This window comes from Paenibacillus sp. FSL R5-0914, assembly GCF_038004525.1.
GTDB lineage: Bacteria > Bacillota > Bacilli > Paenibacillales > Paenibacillaceae > Paenibacillus_AQ.
The window spans coordinates 404,868-428,196 of sequence record NZ_JBBORH010000001.1; the positions used below are offsets into that span (position 1 = coordinate 404,868).

20 protein-coding genes are annotated in these 23,329 nt (G+C 45.2%); 6 read left to right on the forward strand and 14 right to left on the reverse strand.

Going from position 1 to position 23,329, the window contains the following annotated elements; genetic code table 11:
- Positions 1-72: 72 nt before the first annotated feature.
- From MKX60_RS01685 to MKX60_RS01700, 4 genes are all read right to left on the reverse strand, one after another.
- The gene (locus MKX60_RS01685; protein ID WP_179085801.1) at positions 73-1,695 is read right to left on the reverse strand and encodes an extracellular solute-binding protein; all 1,623 of its coding nucleotides are present in this window, start codon (positions 1,693-1,695) and stop codon (positions 73-75) included.
- 58 nt (positions 1,696-1,753) lie between these two features.
- A complete protein-coding gene (locus MKX60_RS01690) occupies positions 1,754-2,614 on the reverse strand; it encodes a carbohydrate ABC transporter permease (protein ID WP_076285188.1) in 861 nt (286 codons plus the stop codon).
- A gap of 10 nt (positions 2,615-2,624) precedes the next feature.
- A complete protein-coding gene (locus MKX60_RS01695) occupies positions 2,625-3,545 on the reverse strand; it encodes an ABC transporter permease (RefSeq protein ID WP_256716358.1) in 921 nt (306 codons plus the stop codon).
- Positions 3,546-3,826: 281 nt separating this feature from the next.
- A complete protein-coding gene (locus MKX60_RS01700) occupies positions 3,827-6,091 on the reverse strand; it encodes a helix-turn-helix domain-containing protein (RefSeq protein WP_076285186.1) in 2,265 nt (754 codons plus the stop codon).
- A 254-nt stretch (positions 6,092-6,345) separates the two neighbouring features.
- Here MKX60_RS01700 and MKX60_RS01705 point away from each other — a divergent pair, with 254 nt between their 5' ends.
- Positions 6,346-6,654, forward strand: a complete 309-nt coding sequence (locus MKX60_RS01705; RefSeq protein ID WP_341058955.1) for a hypothetical protein — start codon at positions 6,346-6,348, stop codon at positions 6,652-6,654.
- A 107-nt stretch (positions 6,655-6,761) separates the two neighbouring features.
- Here the strand turns inward: MKX60_RS01705 and MKX60_RS01710 are convergent, their stop codons facing one another.
- From MKX60_RS01710 to MKX60_RS01725, 4 genes are all read right to left on the reverse strand, one after another.
- Positions 6,762-6,986 carry a YezD family protein gene (locus MKX60_RS01710; RefSeq protein WP_042184406.1) on the reverse strand — a complete coding sequence of 75 codons (225 nt, stop codon included), beginning with the start codon at positions 6,984-6,986 and terminating at the stop codon, positions 6,762-6,764.
- 111 nt (positions 6,987-7,097) lie between these two features.
- Entirely contained in the window at positions 7,098-7,961 is an 864-nt protein-coding gene (gene cysW, locus MKX60_RS01715; RefSeq protein WP_042184404.1) for a sulfate ABC transporter permease subunit CysW, read from the reverse strand.
- 523 nt (positions 7,962-8,484) lie between these two features.
- A complete protein-coding gene (gene cysT, locus MKX60_RS01720) occupies positions 8,485-9,339 on the reverse strand; it encodes a sulfate ABC transporter permease subunit CysT (protein ID WP_076285184.1) in 855 nt (284 codons plus the stop codon).
- A 100-nt stretch (positions 9,340-9,439) separates the two neighbouring features.
- Entirely contained in the window at positions 9,440-10,567 is a 1,128-nt protein-coding gene (locus tag MKX60_RS01725; RefSeq protein ID WP_042184400.1) for a sulfate ABC transporter substrate-binding protein, read from the reverse strand.
- 388 nt (positions 10,568-10,955) lie between these two features.
- Between MKX60_RS01725 and MKX60_RS01730 the strand changes: the two genes are divergently transcribed.
- Positions 10,956-13,223 carry a poly(ethylene terephthalate) hydrolase family protein gene (locus MKX60_RS01730; protein ID WP_341058957.1) on the forward strand — a complete coding sequence of 756 codons (2,268 nt, stop codon included), beginning with the start codon at positions 10,956-10,958 and terminating at the stop codon, positions 13,221-13,223.
- Positions 13,224-13,352: 129 nt separating this feature from the next.
- On the opposite strand, the gene MKX60_RS01735 is transcribed toward MKX60_RS01730, so the two are convergent.
- Positions 13,353-14,402 carry a lactonase family protein gene (locus MKX60_RS01735; RefSeq protein ID WP_341058958.1) on the reverse strand — a complete coding sequence of 350 codons (1,050 nt, stop codon included), beginning with the start codon at positions 14,400-14,402 and terminating at the stop codon, positions 13,353-13,355.
- Between the two features lie 249 nt (positions 14,403-14,651).
- Here MKX60_RS01735 and MKX60_RS01740 point away from each other — a divergent pair, with 249 nt between their 5' ends.
- From MKX60_RS01740 to MKX60_RS01750, 3 genes are all read left to right on the forward strand, one after another.
- A complete protein-coding gene (locus MKX60_RS01740; RefSeq protein ID WP_042184394.1) occupies positions 14,652-14,912 on the forward strand; it encodes a GlsB/YeaQ/YmgE family stress response membrane protein in 261 nt (86 codons plus the stop codon).
- 235 nt (positions 14,913-15,147) lie between these two features.
- Positions 15,148-15,648, forward strand: a complete 501-nt coding sequence (locus MKX60_RS01745) for a CcdC family protein (protein WP_076285181.1) — start codon at positions 15,148-15,150, stop codon at positions 15,646-15,648.
- A gap of 172 nt (positions 15,649-15,820) precedes the next feature.
- Positions 15,821-16,783: an L-lactate dehydrogenase gene (locus tag MKX60_RS01750; protein ID WP_341058959.1), complete on the forward strand. Its 963-nt coding sequence runs from the start codon at positions 15,821-15,823 to the stop codon at positions 16,781-16,783.
- Positions 16,784-16,854: 71 nt separating this feature from the next.
- Here MKX60_RS01750 and MKX60_RS01755 read toward each other — a convergent pair whose 3' ends face one another.
- Entirely contained in the window at positions 16,855-19,101 is a 2,247-nt protein-coding gene (locus MKX60_RS01755) for a heavy metal translocating P-type ATPase (RefSeq protein ID WP_341058960.1), read from the reverse strand.
- A gap of 232 nt (positions 19,102-19,333) precedes the next feature.
- Between MKX60_RS01755 and MKX60_RS01760 the strand changes: the two genes are divergently transcribed.
- Entirely contained in the window at positions 19,334-20,095 is a 762-nt protein-coding gene (locus tag MKX60_RS01760) for a CPBP family intramembrane glutamic endopeptidase (protein WP_149646218.1), read from the forward strand.
- Between the two features lie 57 nt (positions 20,096-20,152).
- On the opposite strand, the gene MKX60_RS01765 is transcribed toward MKX60_RS01760, so the two are convergent.
- The 4 genes from MKX60_RS01765 to MKX60_RS01780 form a co-directional block, all read right to left on the reverse strand.
- On the reverse strand, positions 20,153-20,518 hold the full coding sequence (locus tag MKX60_RS01765; RefSeq protein WP_042184384.1) for an ArsR/SmtB family transcription factor: 366 nt from the start codon (positions 20,516-20,518) through the stop codon (positions 20,153-20,155).
- Positions 20,519-20,627: 109 nt separating this feature from the next.
- Positions 20,628-21,362 carry an ABC transporter permease gene (locus MKX60_RS01770; RefSeq protein ID WP_076285177.1) on the reverse strand — a complete coding sequence of 245 codons (735 nt, stop codon included), beginning with the start codon at positions 21,360-21,362 and terminating at the stop codon, positions 20,628-20,630.
- A 2-nt stretch (positions 21,363-21,364) separates the two neighbouring features.
- On the reverse strand, positions 21,365-22,081 hold the full coding sequence (locus MKX60_RS01775) for an ABC transporter permease (protein ID WP_076285176.1): 717 nt from the start codon (positions 22,079-22,081) through the stop codon (positions 21,365-21,367).
- The gene (locus MKX60_RS01780) at positions 22,078-22,989 is read right to left on the reverse strand and encodes an ABC transporter ATP-binding protein (protein WP_341058961.1); all 912 of its coding nucleotides are present in this window, start codon (positions 22,987-22,989) and stop codon (positions 22,078-22,080) included. The genes MKX60_RS01775 and MKX60_RS01780 overlap by 4 nt, the downstream gene beginning before the upstream one ends.
- Positions 22,990-23,329 lie beyond the last annotated feature (340 nt).

The following is a 23,329-nucleotide window of genomic DNA, read 5'->3' on the forward strand; positions in this document are numbered from 1 at the left end:
TCTCCGTTATGTTATTTTCGATTATGAATGCTCCCTCCGAAATCATCTAGACTCCGGAAGGAGCGATGCCAACTATTTCATGTAACGGTCGTATGCAACTTGCTCTAACGCAAGCAAATCCTTGATGCCTAAGTCTTCCAATTCCTTGATATACTTACTGAATGTCTCATCGTTGACCGGTTCCACACCTAGCACCCATCTCTGCAGCTTTTCCTCAACATAAGTCAGTACGCCAGCATTTAACTCTTCAAATTCGCTCCGTTCCTCATCCGTATACGAAATCGGCGGATAAGCCTCCATAATATAGCCATTATCAATGTATTCCTTGATGCCTTTCAATGCAGTCGCGTTTGTCCATTGTTCTTCGTAAGCATAGTCTTGATGGAAGGCGAGCTCAATTTGTCCTCCCTCTTCCTGAAGCTGTTGAATCACTGTCTTTTCTTTATTTTCCAATATGGATTCTTTAAACTTCGGCTTGCCGTCCACGAGATCGTAGTGTTTTCCTTCGATACCAAAGTTCATCAATCTCCGGCCCTCCTCTGAGAACCAGAAATCCATATATTTGATCGCTTCGACGGGATGCTTAGTTGCCGCCGAGATTCCCCACCCGCTCGCATGCGTCTGCTTACGGGAGCTCTCTTCGACGACTTTGCCCTCGGTATTCGCTGGAGGCGTCATCGGACCAAAGGAGAAGCCAGGAATCTTAGTCGCAAGAATGTCATTGAAGTTAGCCGTGCTGGCGAACCAGTCGTGCGTTATGCCACCTATATTGTCTCCGAGCAAAATGTCACGCGCTTTCGCTCCGCGGGTGAAGATTTCTTTATCGATTAGGCCTTCCTTGTACCACTTCGCAATATTCTCGATTGCTGTCTTATAGCCCGGCTCATACATGCCGTACTTGACGACACCGTTGTCCGCGTAAAATCCGCGTTTTGCCGCATCGGCCCCGCCCCGCACGCCCCACTGGATCAACAAATCGTAAATCCCATCCAGCTTGGTTCGGCTAAAGTATGGAATTTCATCGTTTACTCCGTTACCGTTCGGATCTTTTTCTTTGAATGCTTTTAATAGTGCATGCAGCTCATCTACCGTTTTCGGCTGCTCAAGTCCCAACTTATCCAGCCAATCCTGGCGTACAAACCAGCCCTTGGCAGCCGGTCCATCTGGAGTAAAGTTTAGAAAATACGTCTTGCCGTTATAAGCCTTCATAAATTTGGCTGCATCTGGATGTTCGGACAAGAACTTTTTAATGTTCGGTGCATGTTCTTCGATCAATCCATCTAGCTCGAGAAAGGCTCCTTCAATCCCAAGGCTGTCGTACTGCTCTTTAATTTGATGATGAACCAGATCCGGAATTTTCCCTGAAGCCATCATTGTATTGAACAGTTCTTTACTATTCGTTGAGGCCTTAGATGCGGTTCCCTTCAGCTTAATATTGGTCATAGCTTCCGCTTCTTTAAAGATAGGCCAGTTATCATCGTATATAAACGTATCTGTGTAGTGCATGTGGATCGTCAGTTCAAGCGGGTCTTTGACGATCAGGTGCCCAGACAACTGGGTTGTGTCTGACTCTTTTGAATCATTCGCCGCACTTCCGCTATTTTGCGGAGCGTTATTATTACTACAGCCTGCCAGCAGCATACCGACTGTCATCATGATTATTGCAGATGATTTCATCCATTTTTTGTTACCCACATTCATGACCTCCCAATATTGGTTTCTTGCTTTCATAATAAAAAGTTGGAAACAGCCACTAGCCTTTGACGGAGCCGATCATGGTCCCTTTGACGAAATATTTCTGAATGAAGGGATAAGCTGCAACAATCGGAATAATGGAAATGATGATAGTCGCATAGATGATCGTTTCCTTTGAATATACCGCCATATTGCCCATCTCGTCATTCACGTTCATCTCAACAATCAGCTTCTTTAGCAGGACTTGTAGCGGCACCTTGCTCTCGTCGCTCAGTAGGATCATCGTCCAGAAATATCCATTCCAGCGGTGCACCGCATAGAACAATCCGATCGTCACAAGAGCGGCTTTGGACAGCGGCAGATACACCTTCCATAAGATCGTCAGATCATTTGCTCCGTCAACCTTCGCCGCTTCCTCGAGTTCCTCCGGAATGCCCTGGAAGAACGTTCTCATGAGGAACACATAGAAGGTCGTAATCGCGAATCCGATAACAATTGTGAACCTGCTATCGAGCATGTTCAAATCTCGGAAATTAAGATACATCGGAATCATGCCCGGTTGGAACCACATCGTCAGCGCGATAAAGAAGCTGATGGCCGTGCGCCCCATAATCCGTTTCTTAGACAAGGCATACGCACCGCAAATGGTGAGAATCAAGTTGGCCATTACGCCGAATATGGTGTAATAGAACGTGTTTAAGTAGGCAATCCAAATTCCCTTTTCCGATAATACCTTTGCATAGGAGTCAAAGTTAATATCTTTCGGCAACAAGATCACTTTGCCGGTAACGACCGCGTCGGAGGAGCTGATGGATGCGGATAAGACATACACAAAAGGGTACAACGCAAGCAAAGCAATAATCCCAAGAAATACGCAGTTAAAGATATAAAACAGCTTTTCGCCTCTGGTTTTTTTCATCTTCCATCACCTACCATAATCCAGTATCCGTTAACTTCTTGCTCATCTTATTGGCAAATACGACGAGAATAAATCCAACGACGGCATTAAACAGTCCCACCGCTGTAGCCAGATCGTAACGTGCATCCTGCAGACCAGCCCGATATACGTAGGTGTTAATAACGTCGGCCGCCTCATAGGTGGCTGGTTGATACAGAAGAATGATCGCCTCATAGCCAACTTCCAGCATGGAACCCACCTTCATGACAAGCATGATTGCGATCGTTGGAATGATGGCGGGAAGTGTGATATGCCACATTTGCTTCCATTTGTTAGCTCCATCGATAACCGCCGCTTCGTACAAGGCCGGATTGACGCCGGACAAAGCGGCTATATAGATGATGGTACCAAATCCCGCTTCCTTCCAAATATCCATGGACCCGATAAAAATAGTTCGGAAATAATCGGGATTGGTCAGAAAGTATTGCTTCTCGCCACCCATCATCTCAATCAGGATATTGATAATACCGTTACTAGGAGCCAAGAAGTTGGTAACAATCCCAGCTACGACAACGACCGAAATAAAATGGGGCAAATACGTAAAGGTCTGCACCGTTGTCTTGAAAATTCCATTCTTCAATTCGTTAAATAACAAAGCGAGGATAATCGGCACAGGAAACGCGAACAGCAATTGATACAAACTGAGCAATACTGTGTTTTTTAATAGCCGCCAGAAATATGGACTTTTAAAAAAGCTCTCGAAGTGTTCAAACCCCACCCAGGGACTCGCTTCAATTCCTTTATATACACTGAAATCCTTAAAGGCGATCTGCAGGCCGTACATCGGCTTATACGCAAAGATGATATACCAAGCCAGAAACGGTATCAGGAGCAGGTAAAGATAACGGTCCCTGATCAGGTTGGTTTTTATTTCTTTAAAGTTAAGCAGCACCCTCTTCTCCTCTCGCAACGATGTTTAGCTGATCCCTTCAGGAGCGCTCCTATTTGAAAGGTCAGCGTTGCAATTTAAACTATAGGAATGAATGTAAGCGCTGTCTATCGCCATTATTTCATCTAGCAGCAACTCTTTATGTCTGGGTTCATAATGTGCATTATTTTATGTATCAACAATTTCTCGTATATAGAGAAACGCCCGTCGAACATACAATAGCCGCCTGGCAATTAAGCTAGGCGGCTTTGTTTTTGAATCAACGGTTCTCATTACTTGAAGCCTCATTCCTTCTCGTTAAGCTTCTTTGCGTATTGGCCAGGAGCTAATCCTTCATACTTGCGGAACATGCGAATAAACGTATTCGCATTGTTGCACCCAACCATTAGTGCTAAATCTCCAATTTTGATATCTTTCTGCTGGCGCATAATTTCTTTAGCTTGCTGCACACGATAAAAATTCAAGTAATCTTTAAAGTTTTCTCCGGAATGATTTTTGAACGCGATGCTGACATAACCGGGAGAGAAGTTAAACTCCTCCGCTATCATGCTAAGCGATAAATCCCTATTGTAGTTGTCATGAATATATTCAATCATCCGCTTTACCGTACTGTTATCCATCATTTCATTCTGCTGATCAATCGTATCCATCATGGCGCCAAACAAGGAAGTAATGGCGGAAACCATTAGCTCCTTTGATTCGCCGTGCTGTACGATGTCCAGAGATTCCTTATGAGCTTGAACGAACTCTTCGAAAGGCATATTCAACTGCTGGATAATTCGACTCAGCGTAGCCAACACAAGCAGGCTGAACTGGTCGAGCTGCTGCCTGGTTAACTGCCTTTGCTCCAGATTTTCCGATAGCAGGCGATTTAGCGTATTTAAAGCATTCTCCCGCTTGCCGCGAATCACATAGCTGATCAGCTCTCGTTCCGTATCGATAGGATAATAATAGCTCACCATCTGAACTTGACTGAGTTGTTTATACGTAATGACGGAAGTCTTATCCACTGCCGATCTCCTCTTCAGAATATCAAGGGCCTGGATAAAGGAGCGGTCAATTTCGCCAGCAGAGGCTACGGGCTGGCCTACTGCTGCAGTCAATCCGTATGCATGTGCGTCCTCGATTTGAGCCATCGCTTTCATGAGCTTCTTCTGAATGGATTCCGTATCGGATTCACTGATTATGAAGACAAATTTGGTGAAATCGTGATCAAGCAACTCACAAGGAAAATGAACTTTCAACTGCTCATGAATAATCAAGGAAGTCTTTAATTTTATCGTAAGAATCGCATCTTTCGAATATTGCTCCTCCAATTCCTTAGCGTTCGAGAATGAAATCACACAAACGCTCAAGTTGCTAGAAAGGCTTTGCAGTTGATGTGCATTTAGCAGGTCATCCACCTTCTCAGGTGGAACGAGTCCATGGAGCAAATCCCGCAGGAACTTGTCTCTCATCGAAAGCTTGTGCTCATGTAGCGCGGATTTCATCTGTTCATTGGCTTTACTTATACTCGTCGCTGTCTCGTTCAAGAAAGCGAATTCGTCTGCTCCCGCAGGCTCACCGTAGCTCTTGAACAATCCAACGAGATGACCCACAGGCCGGTACATGCGCCTGGAAACTGTATAGGCGAACGCAAGTCCCACAAAGATAAGAATGGCTAATAAAAGTACAGTCCCTTTTAAATTGGGGGAAAAGGAGTCCACCAAAGAGTAGTTCTGTGTAACATACATATACGACCATTGCGGCATTGTATTCGAGCGGATTAAATGGAAATCGAATTCATCATTGGATAGCTTCTTATAATCCACGGTTGCCTGTTCATCCAGTTGTGCCAGTGGATAGGCAAGCAATTGCTTTTCCCGTTTATCGTCAAAGCTTGATTTAAGCGTCACGTATCTACCATTCTCGATAATGGCAAAAGCTTCTTGCGTATCAGGGGATAGGGGCGGTAGCAGCAATTGTTCAAAGAAGGAGACCACAAAAAATAATGAATTCCCTATTCCTACCCGTTCCGGATTAACGATAATTATGGATGCGCTTTCATTATCTGTCGAAGTTGTCTTTTGGCGGCTCGATAGCGTTATGGTTGGACTCGTGCTGTCTGTGCCTAATTGTGCCAAATCCTCATTCGTCATTCCCATATCTTCCATATAGCGTCTTCTATCCGACGAAATTTGCGGCGTTATGACCAGATCGTCGTTAGTCTTCATTAAATCAATGCTATATCCGAATTCAGAGAATGCGTCTATATGATTTTGCAGTGCATAAGAGGTTTGTGTAATCTCATAGTAATTGCGTTCTTTTTCAGCGAATTTAACAACATGATCATTACGTCTCAATTGCGCAATTAAATTGAAAGAAACGCCGAGTTTCGTGTCAATTTTGTCGCGCGATTGCATGAGAAAATTCTGCTGGTTTTGACTCAATTCCGATCGCACTCTTTGACCGTCTTTAAAAAAAGAAAGGCAGACCGCAATCATCGTGTAAGCGAATACAATAATAAGATAAGCTATAAGTAGTTTTGTGAAAAAGGACTTTCTAAGCACTGTGATCTCCCCTTGATGATTCCTTTATAAATTGAAATTCACCCAATAGTAAAATTTGTATCCTTATTGGGTGAGCGTATATCTTTACACTCTTTTGGAAATATCTAACTCACACTATATATGAATATGAAAATGCCGTCCATTCCCAAAATTCATACACATCCACCAAAGTGGTAAGTATTATATTCTTGAATCCTATTACTCACTGTGTGGAATAGTATTTATAACAATATTCTAAAAAGGTTGGTGGCATAATGTCTCCTGTAGCAAAGCTGTTTAAATGGGGAACGTGTGTGTATGAGGCTTTTCTGGCTCTGCCTGTCCTCGGCGGTCTCTTTATTATAGCGAATGGTTGGGTCCCTCTTGCCGTTGCCTTTTTGCTCCACGCTGTAGCCATTGTAATCCTGCAAAGAGAGCGGAAACCCATCGTAGGGAATGTTCTAGGCACTATCACCTCGATTTTAGCGTTTATCCCACTCTTAGGTTGGATTATGCATGGCATCACTGCGCTCGTACTGTTGGTTGAAGGGATTTCCTCTTCACGTCAGGCAAATCGTTATTAATAAGAGCACCTAAATCGTCAGAAAAATAACCCGCCCCTATTCAGGAGTGGGTTATTAGCGTTTATTCTTAAATATGATATATACCTTTATGATTGCCCGAGATTGTATCAACGTCCTGCCGATTGGGAATCGGCCCGCCGGGTTCCACTCTCATTAATGTAACGCCCGTTTGCGTTGCCATTGCCATTCTCAAAACGTTTGCGTTCCGTACGCTCCATCTGAACAATCTGACCTTCATGCACTACGATGTGCAAGGAGCCAAATTCCATATCATCCAGAAGCCCTGCAATCCGCGTAAGCCATAAATCATCCACTTTCAGCGGTTTAGCCATTCTCTAGCCTCCCTTTCCCCATCCAAAGGATTATATCCGCCTAATCTCCATAATTCCGTTATTACCAACCAGTATACTATGAATTAACTTAGCACGGAACCAAAAGTACTGTCAATGGGCATTTTTTCGTGATAACCAGCTTTTAATAATCATCGTCACCAAAGCCAACAACAGGAGCAGAGATGCTACTGCAAAAGAGGCTGAAAATTGATATTCATTGTACAAAATCTCAACATGCAGCGGCAGTGTATTTGTCTCCCCACGTATATGCCCGGATACCACAGAAACTGCGCCGAACTCGCCCATGGCCCGCGCATTACACAAAATAATACCGTACAATAAGCCCCATTTAATATTAGGAAGCGTGACTCTGAAAAAGATTTGCCACCCATGTGCTCCGAGGGTAATCGCTGCCTCTTCCTCCTGTGTCCCTTGATCCTCCATCAGTGGAATCAACTCACGTGCCACAAAGGGAAAGGTCACAAACAGCGTGGCCAACACGATGCCTGGAAGTGCAAATACGATCTTGATATCATGGGCGCTCAGCCAAGGGCCAAACCAACCGTTAGCGCCGAAGACGAGCACAAAGATCAGACCGCCGATGACAGGCGATACTGCAAAGGGGAGATCAATCAAGGTAATGAGAAACCCTTTGCCGCGAAAACGAAACTTGGTTACTGCCCATGCAGCCGCTACGCCAAAAAAGGTATTCAGTGGTACAGTGATCGCTGCAACAAGCAACGTCAGCCGCAAAGCGGAACGGGCATCTGGATCGGTCAGAGCAGCTATATATACGTCCCAGCCCTTTTTCAGCGCCTCTGTCAGCACAACAATCAAAGGCAAGGCAATCAGCCAAAAAAGGACTAGTCCAGCAGCTCCGATCAACACCCATTTTACAGCCTTGGTTTCCGTTGTCGCTGGCGAGGACGTATTCTTCTGTAGCCGGGGGGCTTGGAGTGGGATGGTGCCTGCCACAAGTTATTCCTCCTTTAAAGGGTTTTACGAAAGCATGATTAGCTTTTGAAAAATACTGAATCGACGGTAGATATGAAGTGTCTTCGAGTAAATTTGGGAGTTATCGGATGGTCTGCTATCTCCGAATTTGTTGACCCTAATTACTGGTAATGAGTCACTCCAAGGAATATTGGACTTCCGATCGCTGTTATCCTCAGATTTCCTGATTTGAACCGCTCCTCGCGGTAGAAATCCGAGGATAAAGGCGAACGCTAGCGCTTCTCCAGTTCCAAAATTCCTCTCCGCTCCTTTTTACCAGTCATCTGGTTTCAAAACTCGAGATCGCTATCGCTCCTCCAACTACAAAGCAAATTTACTCTGCAACTCCTCAATTCGCCTAAAGATTCTACATTTTACGGAAGCAAGTATGCTTCGTAAAATAAAGTCGTCATTTACCTGTTCGGTTATAGCTTCGCTAAGAATCGCGCAGCAAACAAAACTTCCAAATTAAATACTTGCAATATAGAGAGTCAAAACCTAAAACCTACCGAGAAGTCTTACGCACCCAACGCTGGAGCGTATTAATGACTAACAGCATTAAGAAGGAAATGAGCAGCAGGAGCAACGCAACGGCGGTAGCACCAGCGTAATCATACTGCTCCAGTTTGGACATAATAAGCAAAGGCGCAATCTCCGTTCTCATCGGCATATTACCGGAGATGAACACGACAGAGCCGAATTCACCAATACCACGGGCAAATGCCAAAGCAAAGCCTGTTAACAACGGCGGGAATAGCTCAGGCAGTACTACTGAACGAAAGGTTCTCCAGCGGCCTGCACCGAGGGTTGCCGAGGCTTCCTCCATATCTCGGTCCAAATCCTCCAGCACCGGCTGTACCGTTCGCACGACGAACGGTATCCCGATGAACATTAAGGCAAGGGTAATGCCAAGCGGAGTAAATGCCACCTTTAATCCTAGTGGCTCAAGCCACGCTCCGATCCAGCCATTTGTGGCATAAAGAGCCGTCAAGGAGACACCAGCTACAGCTGTCGGTAAAGCAAACGGAAGATCGATCAGCGCATCAAATATTCTTTTGCCCGGAAATTCGTAACGCACTAGTACCCACGCCAGCAAGAGACCTAGAATAGCATCCACAAAAGCAGCAGCCGCTGCCGTAGACAGGCTGACACGATACGAAGCCAATACACGCGGATCGGTAGCTACATCCCAGAATTTCGCCCAGCTCAGCCCAGTAGAATTGAACAACAATGCTGAAAGTGGCAAGAGTACCACGAGACTCAGGTAAAGTACGCTGTACCCCATCGTTATCCCAAAACCGGGTAGTATCTTTCGCCGCGTTGTCGCCGATACAGCTGTAGTCGTTGCGGTGACATTCATCCCCTATTCATCCTTTCTCGCCTTCGGCAGGTTAGCCGATCAGCCCCTTACTAGGGACAAATCTCTTAAAGAAAAATATAATTTTCGTTTTATTAATCTGTTATTTAGCACCCGGCACATAGATCTTGTCAAAGATCCCGCCATCGTTAAAATGCTTCTCTTGCGTTTCTTTCCAGGTTCCGAATTTATCAGCCAATGTGAAGAGCTTTATTTCCGGAAACTTATCTTTATATTGTTCTTTCACGCTTTCTAGCGTTGGACGGTAGTAGTTCTCAGCCGCGATTTTTTGTCCTTCTTCCGTATAGAGATACTTCAAGTAAGCCTCGGACACTTCACGCGTATTTCTTTTATCCACAACCTTATCTACTATTGCTACCGGCGGTTCAGCCAGAATGCTCTCAGATGGATTTACGATATCGAATTTATCTGGACCAAGCTCTTCTACAGAAAGGTAAGCTTCATTCTCCCATGCAATCAGCACATCGCCAATTCCACGCTCTACAAAAGTGGTCGTAGAACCGCGCGCACCCGTATCCAGCACCGGAACATGTTTGAACAATTCTTTTACAAATTCCTCAGCCTTAGCTTCGTCGTTATTGTTGTGGTCTAGCGCGTAACCCCACGCCGCCAAGTAGTTCCAACGTGCGCCACCTGATGTTTTCGGATTCGGTGTAATCACTTCTACGCCTTCCTTAAGCAAATCCGGCCAATCTTTGATTCCTTTTGGATTTCCTTTGCGTACTAAAAATACGATCGTCGAGGTGTACGGTGAACTGTTATGATCAAATTTACTTTGCCAGCCTTCATTAATAAGTCCCTTTTCCTGCAAGGCATCAATATCATAACCAAGTGCTAAGGTCACAACATCCGCTTCCAGACCATCAAGTACAGCACGGCTTTGTTTCCCCGATCCACCGTGGGATTGTTTAATGGTGACCTTCTGTCCTGTTTCTTTCTCCCAATAGGCAGCAAAGGCTTTATTATAATTCTCGTACAATTCGCGAGTAGGGTCATAAGATACGTTCAGTAGTTCTACTGGATCTTTAGATGGAGTTTTTGTTGCTTCAGCCGCATTTGTGGCCTCCGCAGAATTGGTTGTTGCTGGTGCGTCTGTTGCCGAACTAGCACTATTGCCGTTGTTGTTATTGCTGCCGCAAGCAGCAGTAAGCCCTGCCGTCAGCAACAAGCTAAACCCTACAAGAAGCCCTTTATTCATCTTTTTCTTCATCTTTTCCACTCCCCCATGTTTTTCTTGCCTTCATTTCTTTCCTGTGGATAACAAAAAGAACGGAGGAAAGCCCACGTATGGCAGGTCAAACCGGTCCTATGACACGTGTCTGCGAGCCTAATGCAGGCGTTCCTCCGTCTGTACGGTAAGAACTTTCTTCAATTATTCCTATCTACTTAGTTGGTTTATATGGATATAATACTGAAACCCTTTAACCGTGTCAAACCTTTTTTTCCAACCAATGACAAAGGAATCTTTCAAATCCCACGCTATACAGGCAATGGTGTGGGTTCCTGTAAGATCCACTTGTTATTGATGCTATAAAGTAATATTATTGCTACAGCTTATGGTCTAGAGAAATTACCGCTTAATGTCGGGAGTGAGAATCATGGGTATGGATTTAGAGTACGTCCCTGCGCCGATAAGACCACGGCTTCATAGGAGAATGACTCAAGAAATTAGTCGAAGGATTAGGGGAACTTACCGTTATGATACAACGGTCTGGAGGACAGCAATCGCTGGTCTTTGGATCGTTTGCTTTTTGGCCTTCACCACTGCCGTATTAGGTATACCCACTGGATTAGGGGTGCCAACTGATATTGCACTTGCTGCAGGTACGAGTACCATTCTGCTGGCCATTGCCAGTAATATCATTGCTGTACTGATCGCGTTGACCGGACTGCGCATTCCACGACTATTCGCAGGCTGTGTATTGAGCGATGTTGGAGCGATTCTACTAATCTTATATTACGCAGATTTTGAGATTGAAGCTGCGGCTCTCATTGCTGTTCTACTATCCGTATTAGGTGCATTGGGCGGATTAGCAATCGGTCTGCTGCGCAGTAAAAGAATAACCATGGGAATTCTGCTTACCATTACGGTGACTTTTTCCCAACTTGCTCTGGCAAACGGAGTGCAGGAAATACCTACTTTGGAACCCATTGATATCAGTGATTCCGATGTGATTCCATTGACAGCCGCAAGTCCATCACAACCTGGCAATCAAGCCTATCAGACCTTCACTTATGCCAGCGGTAAGGATCTGCATCGGACCGAATACGGCAAGGATACCAATGTGATCTCTTCTACAGTAGATGCTTCTGCTTATATTAAGGATTGGTCAAAACTCCGCACTTTATTCTGGGGTTTCGATTATAATGCACTTCCACTGAACGGCCGAGTATGGATGCCTGAGGGCGATGGTCCCTATCCGGTAGTTCTGATGGTGCACGGAAATCATATGATGGAAGATTACTCTGACGGAGGGTACGCTTATCTCGGTGAACTCTTGGCCAGCCGGGGGTTTATCGCAATTTCCCTGGATGAGAATTTCCTGAACTATTCTGCTTGGTCCGGTATTCCGGACAATGATTTCAAAGTACGGACCTGGATCATTCTGAAACACCTGGAACAGCTAGCAGCTTTCTCGGATGAACCAGACAATCCTTTTTATCAAAAAATAGATTTCACAAAAACCGCCCTGCTCGGCCATAGCCGTGGAGGACAAGCTGTTGCTATGGCAGCAGACGCCGAACGTTGGTTCAAAAATGATCCCGTTATGAAGGCAGTAGATCGTTTTAATATAGCCTCTGTGGTCGCCCTTGCCCCTACGGACAAAACGATAGACGATCAGCAAGCCCGTCTCAAGGATGTCAACTATTTGACTCTGCAAGGGGCTCGTGATGGGGATGTACATGATTTCTATGGTGACCGGCAGTATATACGTACTTCATATTCTCCAGGATCCTCCGCTTTCAAAAGCTCGCTGTATATTGCGGACGCCAATCACAGTCAATTCAACAGCGATTGGGGCGCGTATGATCAGACATTACCTGCTGGCCTCTTTTTAAATCGAGCGCAAATTATGGATGCAGAGAAGCAGCGGCAAATCGCTAAAGTGTATGTGTCAGCTTTTCTGGAGACCACTTTGCATGGAAAAGACGAATACCAGAGCTTGTTCCGGGATTACCGCAGCGGACTGAAATGGCTACCGGAGACCACTTACTACAATCGATTCCAGGATGGGGGATATCGGCCAGTAGCCACATTTGACGAGGACCGCAACAAGAATACCGTTAATCTCGGAACAGCAGAAGCATCCGGATTATCCTGGTCGGAAGAGCTCGCGAAGGATCGTGAATCGAAGAGCAAAGCCACATATGGTGTCGTTCTTGAACGCACAGCCAAAAAAGACGAGGAAGCTTATTACAACATTAAGCTTAAAGACAGTGTTGTTACTGAAATGGCCCTTTCAGACGCAGATGGCCTTACATTTTCCTTAGCAAACCTCAATGGTGATATCAAAGATGAACTAAGTATTCCGCTACCTCCCAATGTAGAGGTTGAGTTAACCGACAAAAATGATACCTCGGCACGCTTGCCGTTAAGTGAGGTAATGGATATTCTTCCACTTCCGCAAACTCAGTTCACGTTATTCCCATGGCTTGAAGAACGGATTAATGATGGGAAGTACGGTGATCTGTCCGAAGCTGTATTTCAGACCTATGAGATGCCGTTCGAACAGTTTCAAGAGGAAGAACCTGAGCTAGAGCCTGAGAACCTGACGGAAATCACCTTCTACCTTGAAGCCGAAGGAGATAAAATCATGCTAGATGACATCGGCTTTTACGATCTAGGAATTCGAAATATGTTTTAAGGTAACTTGCAATTATACCATTTAAGGCCCTCCCCTCAGCACATGTACAGCTGATTGGAAGGCCTTTTATTTTGATGAATTTGGGGGAATAGCCTCTAATATTGAAACATACAATAGCCTATTCCCAGCCTACACGGCTTGAATACAGACCGGTGTCTTTATCTTCAGCTCGTTCCCTGTAGGAATTAATCTGCCACTGTCACTATCGATGGAGAACGAAGTAATAATATCACTATTTTGATTCGCAGCGAGCAGCTTGCCACCAATAATGGCGAAATTACGCGGAGTACGTCCGCCTGTAACCTGCCAATCTACCGCTTCAAGATGACCTGTTGAACCCTCAATATGGAACAAGGCGATACTATCTTGTCCCCGGTTTGAGACATACAAGAATTTACCACATGGCGATACATGAATATCGGAAGCTGTATCATCACTACCCGCATTATATTGCTCTGGAAGCGTGCTGACATGCTGCAAAATGCTGAGGTTTCCATTCTGCTCATCATTAGCAAATACCGTTACGGTACAGTTTAGTTCATTCGCCAGATAAATCCATTGTCCTGAAGGGTGTACCGCCAAATGGCGTGGGCCTGAACCTGGTGGAAGATTAATCTCCCGATGCTTAGACAGCTTACCTTCTTCAAGGCGATAAATCAGGATTTGATCCAGTCCCAAGTCGCAAACCAGTATATGCTTGCCGCTTCCATCCGGAATGACGGAGTGTGGATGCGGAGCTTCCTGACGGTCTTCACGAATTCCTGAACCTACATGTTTCACTTGATCAGACATGACCTGAAGCGAACCATCCTCATTTACTGGAAATACGTTGGCATTGCCACCGGAATAATTAGAGACGAATATGTAATCTTGCTTAGGACTGATCGAGACATAACAAGGAGCGCCACCTTCCGTAGGACGACTTCCAAGTGGACTCAACGCTTTAGTAACAGGATCAATAGCAAAAGCATAGACCTTGCCCTCATCCTTCTCACTAACCGCATAGAGCACGCTGCCTGTGCTGTTTACTGCTAAAAACGATGGATTCTCAATGCCCTTAGTACCCTCAAGAATCTTCATTTCCCCTGATGAAGGACTAAGTGAGCAGAGTAGAATAGCTTCCTCACCTTCAGGGTTGTACGTTCCCACATAAAACAATACCTCATTAAGCCGTTCCATAGTAGCGACTCCTTTGTTTGTATAAATTGTATTTACTTCTTAATTACCCTTTACTGATAGCAACTCACTCAGTATTTTATAATATTTTTTCACTATAGCATGTTTATAGTTGTAATACATTATCGAGTTCAATTTTGAAGCCATTTCCTAACTCTCCCGGCAGTAGTAAGTTTTTACAAGTGGTTTAAACATGATTGGCAAGGTTAATAGTAGACATCGAAAACAACAAAACGAAGGAGTTGAAGTAACATGAGTTTTTTATGGATGTTAATTGTTGGTGGGATCATTGGTTGGTTAGCAGGTCTGATTATGGGCAGAGATATTCCAGGCGGGGTAATTGGTAACATTATCGCAGGTATTATCGGTTCATGGCTTGGTGGCGTGCTTCTGGGAAGCTGGGGACCTAAAGTAAGTGATTTCTATTTCTTCCCTTCTTTGATCGGGGCCGTTGTTCTGATCTTTATCGTCAGCCTTATTCTTCGCTCAACAAATGGGCGTAGCCGTTCATAAGCTTAGGCTGAACCAATAATTGTTGGACTACTTATATTATTAAAAAAATAGCAGGTCAAGGTTAACTACCTTGACCTGCTATTTGGTGTTTTCGGCCTCTTTCTACTTAATGTAGTATGCAGTGCTTTTCACGGAGCTACTACCTCCATACAGCGGCTACACTTCAATGTTCTGCCATCGTTTTTCTGTTATAATGGAGATAAAAGTGACTCAAATCATAGAGAGGTCGTGAATCATGGGTAGCATTAACCCCTCACTCCTACATATCGGCTCCACTATAGGGACCTTGCTCATGGCGCTAATGGTTATTTTTATTCGTCTAAAAGCTAGCGCACGTCCGGTTACCATTCGAAAAATATGGATTCCACCTCTCGGGATGTCGACTGGCTTTGCCATGTTCGTTGTACCTGAAGTTAGGTTTCCTTTATGGTGGGCAGCACTCGCCTTTTTGATTGGCTGGTTCATCTTCGCGTATCCTCTAATGCGCAGCACAAACTTCGAACAACGGGATGGACAAATTTATGCTCAGCGTTCTAAGAGCTTTGCTTTCATTCTGCTCGGACTCCTTTTAGTTCGCACCTTACTTCATGAATTTATTAATAGTTATGTCAGTATCCCTCAGTCCGGTGGGTTATTCTTCATCTTAGCCTTCGGAATGATTCTTCACTGGAGATTCTTTATGTACAAACGTTATAAAGCTATGACCTCCTCGGAGGCACAGTCCTTACAGACATAAGTATATATTGTTATTCTAAGAAGCCATTTCAATTCATACGATTGAGATGGCTTCTTACGTGGATGAATACCTTGTAGGAAAAAACATTTTTCTGTGTCCGATGTTAGGTAACTTGTGGAGGGATACGTTAAAATATATGCATACCTAACAATAGAAAGCGAGGTCAAGGCAATTGAAAAGTAAATCAAGAAAAGTTGCCATCGTCGGTGCCGGGATGGTCGGTTCCAGCTGCGCCTACTCCATGGTCAATCAGGCAATTTGCGACGAGATCATGATGATCGACCGCACCTATGACCGCGCTATGGCACAAGCACTTGATCTCTCACACTGCATGGATTTCACAAACACACGCACCAAGGTGTACGCCGGAACCCATAGCGACTGCGCAGGAATGGATGTAGTTATCTTAACAGCCGGCGCTAATCCAAAGGCAGGGCAGACAAGACTTGACGTCCTGGAAGCTTCTGCAGTCATTACTAGAGAAATTATTACCAACATTATGGCTGGGGGATTCGATGGAATATTCGTAGTCGCCGCTAATCCAGTCGATATTGTCACTTATATGGTATGGAAAATATCAGGGCTGCCTCGCCACAGAATTATTGGTACAGGAACCTCCATTGACTCCTCGCGCCTAAAGACACTACTATCTGATGTTTTCTCCATCGATCCACGCAGCGTAAACGGCTACGCACTTGGAGAACATGGTGAATCCCAGTTTGTAGCTTGGTCACATGTGACGATTGGCGGCAAGCCCATCCTGCAAATTATGGATCAGCATCGTGAGCGGTTCCAGCATCTGGATCTGGAGGATATCTCCCGCAAGACCAAAGATGCGGGCTGGGAGATATTCACTAAAAAAGGCTCCACACATTTCGGTATTGGCAGCGCACTGGCTTACATTACTCGTTCCATTCTGAATGATGAGCATAAGATCATTGCCGTATCCGCAATTCTGGATGGAGAGTACGGGAAAAGTGGTATATGTACCGGCGTACCTGCCATTATTGGCAACACTGGAATTCAAGAACTACTGGAGCTTAACCTAAATACCGAAGAAGCGGAGAAATTCAACGCCTCCTGCAGCATTGTTCGCTCAGGCATTGAGAGCCTACACTTGGAAGACAGCATTTAATCTCCTGCAAACAGAAAAAATCGCTCTTTGGGGATCGGTAGATAACACCAATACCCTATAGAGCGATTTTTTTATCCTTGATCTTTAACTTTTAATGCTCGGATACTGTTCAGTACAGCCAGCACGGTTACCCCAACATCTGAGAATACAGCCTCCCACATCGTGGCAATCCCAAATGCGCCGAGAATAAGAAATACAGCTTTAACACCTAAAGCGAAAATAATATTTTGCCATACGATCATCCGTGTACGCTTGGCAATTCCGATAGCAACAGGAATCTTCGAAGGTTCATCGGTCATAATTACAATATCTGCCGCTTCAATCGCAGCATCGGAGCCCAGTCCGCCCATTGCGATCCCAACATCTGCTCTAGCTAGTACTGGGGTATCGTTAATTCCATCACCGACAAAAATAATTTTCTCGCGATGTGACTTTTCACGATCCAGCTTCTCGATGGCCTCTACCTTATGCTGCGGCAAAAGCTCCGCGTGAACCTCATCTACACCTAACTGCTTCCCAACATCTTCAGCTACAGAAGAAGCATCGCCAGTTAACATCACCGTTTTACGGATGCCAAGCTTCTTGAGGCTCTGAATAGCCTGCTGCGAGTCCTCCTTCACTTCATCAGCAATCACCAGATAACCCCCATACTGATGATCCACCGCGATGTGAACAACTGTACCGCTTTGCGCTGGCACGTCATAAGTTATGCCCTCTCGCTCCATCAGACGCGCGTTACCTGCAAGTACGGTCTTGCCTTCAATCGAAACCTCGATTCCATGACCGGAGATTTCGTTGTAATTCGAGATCGTTTCCTTAGAAATCTGTTCTCCATAAGCCGCCCTAATCGATTCGGCAATCGGATGGTTCGAATGGCTCTCCGCATAAGCAGCTGTCTGCAGCAATTCATCCTTAGACTTGCCACCTGACGGATAAATTCCTGTAACCTTAAATTGCCCCTTAGTCAACGTTCCGGTCTTATCAAAGACAACTACTTTCACATCATTTAACGCTTCAAGATAGTTGCTTCCTTTAATCAGAATACCACTGCGTGAAGCTGCTCCAATCCCTCCGAAGAAACCAAGTGGAATCGAGACCACAAGCGCACATGGACAGGAGATTACGAGGAATACAAGCGCCCGGTAAATCCAATCTGAGAAGGTTGCCCCGCTAATCACTAACGGAGGAACGACAGCTAGCAGCACAGCTGTGATCACTACTATAGGTGTGTAAGCCCGTGCAAACTTAGTAATAAAGTTCTCTGTTTTGGCTTTGTTGCTTGAAGCATTCTGTACCAACTCCAGAATTTTGGATACGGCTGATTCACCAAAGGTCTGTGTGACTTGCATCGTAATAACGCCGTTTCGATTAATAAATCCACTTAATACTGTGCTTCCCGGTCCAGCCGAACGCGGTACAGACTCCCCGGTAAGTGCTGATGTATCCATCATGGCGCTTCCCTCAAGGATCGTTCCGTCCAGAGGTACCTTCTCACCCGGTTTCACAACAATCACATCACCGATCGACACTTCCTCAGGAGAGACTCGTTTTAGATCATTTCCAAGCTTAAGGTAAGCAAATTCGGGACGGATATCCATAAGTGCCGTGATAGATCGACGTGAACGGTTTACTGCTAGACCTTGGAACAACTCTCCGATTTGGTAAAAGAGCATAACCGCTACGCCCTCTGGATACTCACCAATCGCAAAAGCACCGATGGTTGCAAGAGCCATCAAGAAATTCTCATCAAATACCTGACCCCGGATAATGTTCTTAACCGCCTGCCAGACAACTTCACTACCCACGATGAGATAGGCTGCTAAGAAAATCAGCAGTTCTACTACACCCTCCACCGGTAAGAACATTCCTGCAAGCGCGAGTATCCCACCGCCACCTAACCGCAGTAGAATCTTACGGGTATCGCCTTCTCCATGCTCGTGGCTGTGGCCATGGCTGTGACCATCCGCATCATCATGCTTATGTCCGTCTGCAGCCTGATGATCGTGTTCATGGCCATGTTTGTGATCCTCTCCATGCGTATGACTACTGTTATTCTGCAGCTTGCGACTGCCCTGAGTCTTCTCTCTTACATTTACATGGGGCTCAAGTGCCTTCACCGTTTTCTTTGCTTCTACAATCGCCGATTCCTCATAACCTGCGGCGGTTTCCATCGTCATTGTCTTCGTAACAAAATTAACGGAACAAGACGATACGCCCTCAATTTTCTTCACTTTATCTTCGATTTTCCTTGCGCAATTGGCGCAATCTAAGCCTTCTAATTCCCACTGACGTTTTACTTTTCCTTGCATCGTATCCATACGGCACATCTCCTCAAATAAAAACCATATATGAGCACTTGTTCATATGTTTTCTTATTGCTATTATATTCTCTTTATTTTTGAAGGTCAATACGTCATATACACCATTTTTCTCCGCTCTCATAAAAATTAAATAAATTGATCTTTTCGTGAAAATATGGTAAATCATGTATGATCACACCCGAGATGAATTGGCAACTAAATCACACAGAAGGAAGGATGAATGTAGATCATGTCAAAGCTAGCCAAGACGTCTTCTTTTTCACAGAAACACCCTGTTTGGACCGTTGTTATTATTGAGGTGCTGTTACTTCTAGCTGTATCTGCCGCCGGGACTTACGCTACAATTAAAGAGCTTTCGTACACCGCCCCTGTACTGATCTCCTTTATTCCAATCGCGCTTGTACTGATCATCTACTTCACGGTTAAGAACAAATGGAGTGATCTTGGCTTCCGTCCTCTGAATACCATTTCCTCTGGGAAGTGGATCTATTACGCACCTCTAGCTGTCGTCCTGATCACCATATCCTTTAAAGGTTTTCGTGAGATCAGTACGTCTGAGGTGTTGTTCTTTATCTTCTTCACCCTGCTTGTAGCCTTTGTGGAAGAAAGTATTTACCGCGGATTGATTTTCAAGACTTTACTCACTAAGGGCGCTAAAACGGCTGTGATTACTTCAAGCATACTCTTCTCTATTACCCACTTGCTTAATGCTTTATCCGGTACAGACATGACGCAAATCCTCCTACAGCTCGTATATTCTCTTCTGATCGGTTTTGTGCTTACCTTGTTGATGCTGAAAAATAATAATATTCTACCGCTGATATTGTTTCATTTTGTACATAATCTAATTCAGTTTGTTGGTAACGATAATACAAGCGAATATATGGGGATCGATCTATTCATCCTTCTCGTACTCGCTGTGCATTGTCTCTGGCTGGCTCTATCCTTTAGAAAACCAACCCTATCGAGCAACCTAAATCAATCTAGTTAACGCAAAAGAGCGGTTCTCCAATAATCGGAGAACCGCTCTTTTTTTTGAAAAGTACAGCTATTCATGACGGACATGTTCATGCGTCTGCAGAAAAATCTGCTCTACATGCGCATCGTTGAGCGAATAGAATACCGTCTTTCCTTCTTTACGACGCTTCACAATTCGTAAATTCCGTAAATAACGGAGCTGATGGGATATCGCAGATTGTCCCATATCAAGGATCACGGACAAATCGTGTACACATAATTCTTTCTGGGACAAAGCGTAAATGAGCCGCACTCGTGTGGGATCACCCAACGCTTTGAACATCTCTGCCATTTTATCCGTTATTTCTCGGTCAGGCAGAATCAATGCAATGGATTCCGGTTCAAGCTCCGAACCCTTGCATGTGTTATCGCAATCTTCTAATGCCGTTGGCTCCATGCTATCGCCTCCTCCACCAGCTAGTCAGCTTTGCTGATTGTTTTCCTCAATTATATGAAAACCAGCTCTGGATGTCCATGGAGAAGGCTTTTATAAGAATCGCTGTAAATCAGACCGCTTTACGATAAAAGGAGAATAGTCCTGCCGCAAAAAACACAATAAAACTACCGCCCACTACCATCATCAGCGTTTCGAACGGTAAATTAAAAGCCCCAAACGTGTCATCACCATACGGCATCATAGCCAACATCGGTTGTACCCAAGGATAATAGGGGCCATAGGTTGAAGAATTGGCGATCAGCATATTAGGAATGGTCAGACTCACATTCAGCGCCAGCGGTGCGCCAAAACTGCTCCAGCCTTGAGAGATAGCCAGTTGCAGTGCAGCGAGTGGCAGACAGGCAATAAAGCCGCCAAATACCGAGCTAAGCAGCAGCGACCAAGGGATCGAATCCGGAATATTTCGGAAAAAACCCATTCCCAGCACCATCACCAGGAACGTTAGTTGAACCGCAGCCAGCAATCCGATAATCATCACATATTTTGAGAGGTACACTGATAACCGAGTCACAGGCAGAGACAGCAACATCTTCCAGCCTCCGTCATGATGCTCATAACGACAGATCAGCGCTGCGAAAATACCCGAGAGCACAGGTAGAAACAGCAAGGCATGCATCATGGACATCACATTTAACAACAGTTCCCAACTCATCTTCTCCCCTTGATTATCCGCCAATGCCCCGGGAAGTAATGCTAAAATCGGACTGCCTATAACTAAAAGCCAGACATATGATTTAGACATTTTTAATCGTTCTGCCGACAACACTCTCCAAAATGAATTCATCGTTAATCCACATCCTTTCGTGCGAAGTGCAGTGCACCCGGCAAAAGAATCAGCAGCCCCAGCAGCAACCCTGCACCGCTAAATAAGAGACGATGCGAAGATTCCCAAGCCATATATGGCCATGTTAAAGGAACCCACTCCGAAAGTAACATGGAGAAGATAGACACCAGAGATAAGGTTATTCCAAGAGCAACTGGCAATGTCTGATTACGGTTAGCCAGAGAAAGCCACAGCTGCAAAGCGATAACCGGCAATGCTGCAATATAGGACATAAAGCCAATTCGTAACACATCCAAATACGGAATCAGTTCGACCTTGAAGCCCAAAACAAGCCCTAAACCAACTGTACCCACCGAGAGCAACAAACAAGAAACCGCCACTAGCACCAAACATAACACCAGCTTAGCCATAAATACTGAAGTACGTGAGATAGGTAGTGCCAAGAGCTGCTTCCACGAGCTCATCTGATGTTCTACATTTGCAATCAACGAGCATACTAAGGTCCCTCCAAGAAAGAGAGCAATGGGCACAAATGCAGCCACATTGTTCAGAAGCCCACCCCATAAATCCGCACTATACTGCTCGCGAAGATAATCATAACGAAGGCCGAAATTCAAGCCTTGCATGGCTACAAGTCCAAGCGGTCCAAGAAACACTAGAAACCAGAGTCCCTTGCCACGGATTTTGAGCCAATCCGCCGACAGTGCCCGCCACATCATGATTCCTCTCCTCCTACAACCTGCAGGAAGAAGTCCTCAAGTGATTGTCTCCGCTCCTCTACACGATAAATAGCATACCCATTCTCTACCAACGCTTTGACTAGCAAGGCAACTCTTGCATCGATCATCCGGGAGAAGACTAGCTTTTGGTCTTGAAGTATCCCTGTGTACCCCCGTTCTTCAGCAAGACGCAGCGCGGCCTCCGGGTCCGAGACTGCTAACCGCATTTCTCCCCCGGCTTGCCGCTGCAGATTCGTTATACTATCTTGGTACACCATTTGCCCTTGACGAATGATCCCTACGGTATCCGCCATTTGCTCAATTTCACTAAGCAAGTGACTGGATACTACGACGGTAATCCCTTGCTCCTGCGGCAATCGTTTAATCAGTCCGCGAATTTCCTGAATCCCTGACGGGTCAAGTCCGTTCGTCGGCTCATCCAGAATAAGCAGCTCCGGTTCCCCGAGCAAGGCAGCAGCAATACCTAGTCTCTGCTTCATCCCAAGGGAGAACCCTTTAACTGGACGCTTCTCTTCCCCTGTTAAGGAAACAATATCTAGCACCTCAGCAATCCGTGACTTCGGAGCACCAAGGATACGCCGGATGGCTTCAAGATTATCCACAGCGCTTAAGTGCCCGTAATAGGATGGAGACTCGACAAGCGACCCTACCTTCCGCAAAATTTGCAGTTTATGCTTGCGAAGATCCTGGCCGAAGACTTCAATCCTTCCTGATGTTGGAGTGATCAGTCCAAGCAGCATACGAATTGTTGTTGTTTTCCCTGCCCCGTTCGGGCCAAGAAAGCCATAGATCTCTCCCTTGCAGATGTTCAAATTTAAATTTTCCACCGCAGCCCGGCCACGGTATTTTTTTAATAAATCCTTCGTTTCAATCACTGTTTCTTTCATGTTCCTCACCTCGGTAATTAGCATAACGTCCCAAGGTTAAGAACAAGGCGGCACGAAGTTTAAGTTTTGTTTAAATTTGACGATATGGATGTTCAATGAAAATAAAGTCCTAGACCGCCGCTGTTTAATCAGCAAGATTTCTTAGAACAACGGCATAAGGGCAAGGCTTGGACTTGGTAGCCACTCCGTCCTTCTGTAGTCTGCGGCTTCTCACAAAGGCAACAGTATGGGCGGCGATCGACGAGCGCTGTGCGAATCAGGCATTCAACATTACGAACGGCGACCTGTTTCGTTGGAATGAGTTATAGCCGAAAATCGCTCAATACTTTGGCATGGAAAC

Coding starts and splice junctions, on each gene's coding strand:
- MKX60_RS01690 (WP_076285188.1), bottom strand. CDS start 2,614: ATGAAAAAAACCAGAGGCGAAAAGCTGTTTTATATCTTTAACTGCGTA.
- MKX60_RS01705 (WP_341058955.1), top strand. CDS start 6,346: ATGTCTCCTGTAGCAAAGCTGTTTAAATGGGGAACGTGTGTGTATGAG.
- MKX60_RS01710 (WP_042184406.1), bottom strand. CDS start 6,986: ATGGCTAAACCGCTGAAAGTGGATGATTTATGGCTTACGCGGATTGCA.
- cysT (WP_076285184.1), bottom strand. CDS start 9,339: ATGAATGTCACCGCAACGACTACAGCTGTATCGGCGACAACGCGGCGA.
- MKX60_RS01725 (WP_042184400.1), bottom strand. CDS start 10,567: ATGAAGAAAAAGATGAATAAAGGGCTTCTTGTAGGGTTTAGCTTGTTG.
- MKX60_RS01730 (WP_341058957.1), top strand. CDS start 10,956: ATGGGTATGGATTTAGAGTACGTCCCTGCGCCGATAAGACCACGGCTT.
- MKX60_RS01735 (WP_341058958.1), bottom strand. CDS start 14,402: ATGGAACGGCTTAATGAGGTATTGTTTTATGTGGGAACGTACAACCCT.
- MKX60_RS01740 (WP_042184394.1), top strand. CDS start 14,652: ATGAGTTTTTTATGGATGTTAATTGTTGGTGGGATCATTGGTTGGTTA.
- MKX60_RS01745 (WP_076285181.1), top strand. CDS start 15,148: ATGGGTAGCATTAACCCCTCACTCCTACATATCGGCTCCACTATAGGG.
- MKX60_RS01755 (WP_341058960.1), bottom strand. CDS start 19,101: ATGGATACGATGCAAGGAAAAGTAAAACGTCAGTGGGAATTAGAAGGC.
- MKX60_RS01760 (WP_149646218.1), top strand. CDS start 19,334: ATGTCAAAGCTAGCCAAGACGTCTTCTTTTTCACAGAAACACCCTGTT.
- MKX60_RS01765 (WP_042184384.1), bottom strand. CDS start 20,518: ATGGAGCCAACGGCATTAGAAGATTGCGATAACACATGCAAGGGTTCG.
- MKX60_RS01770 (WP_076285177.1), bottom strand. CDS start 21,362: ATGAATTCATTTTGGAGAGTGTTGTCGGCAGAACGATTAAAAATGTCT.
- MKX60_RS01775 (WP_076285176.1), bottom strand. CDS start 22,081: ATGATGTGGCGGGCACTGTCGGCGGATTGGCTCAAAATCCGTGGCAAG.
- MKX60_RS01780 (WP_341058961.1), bottom strand. CDS start 22,989: ATGAAAGAAACAGTGATTGAAACGAAGGATTTATTAAAAAAATACCGT.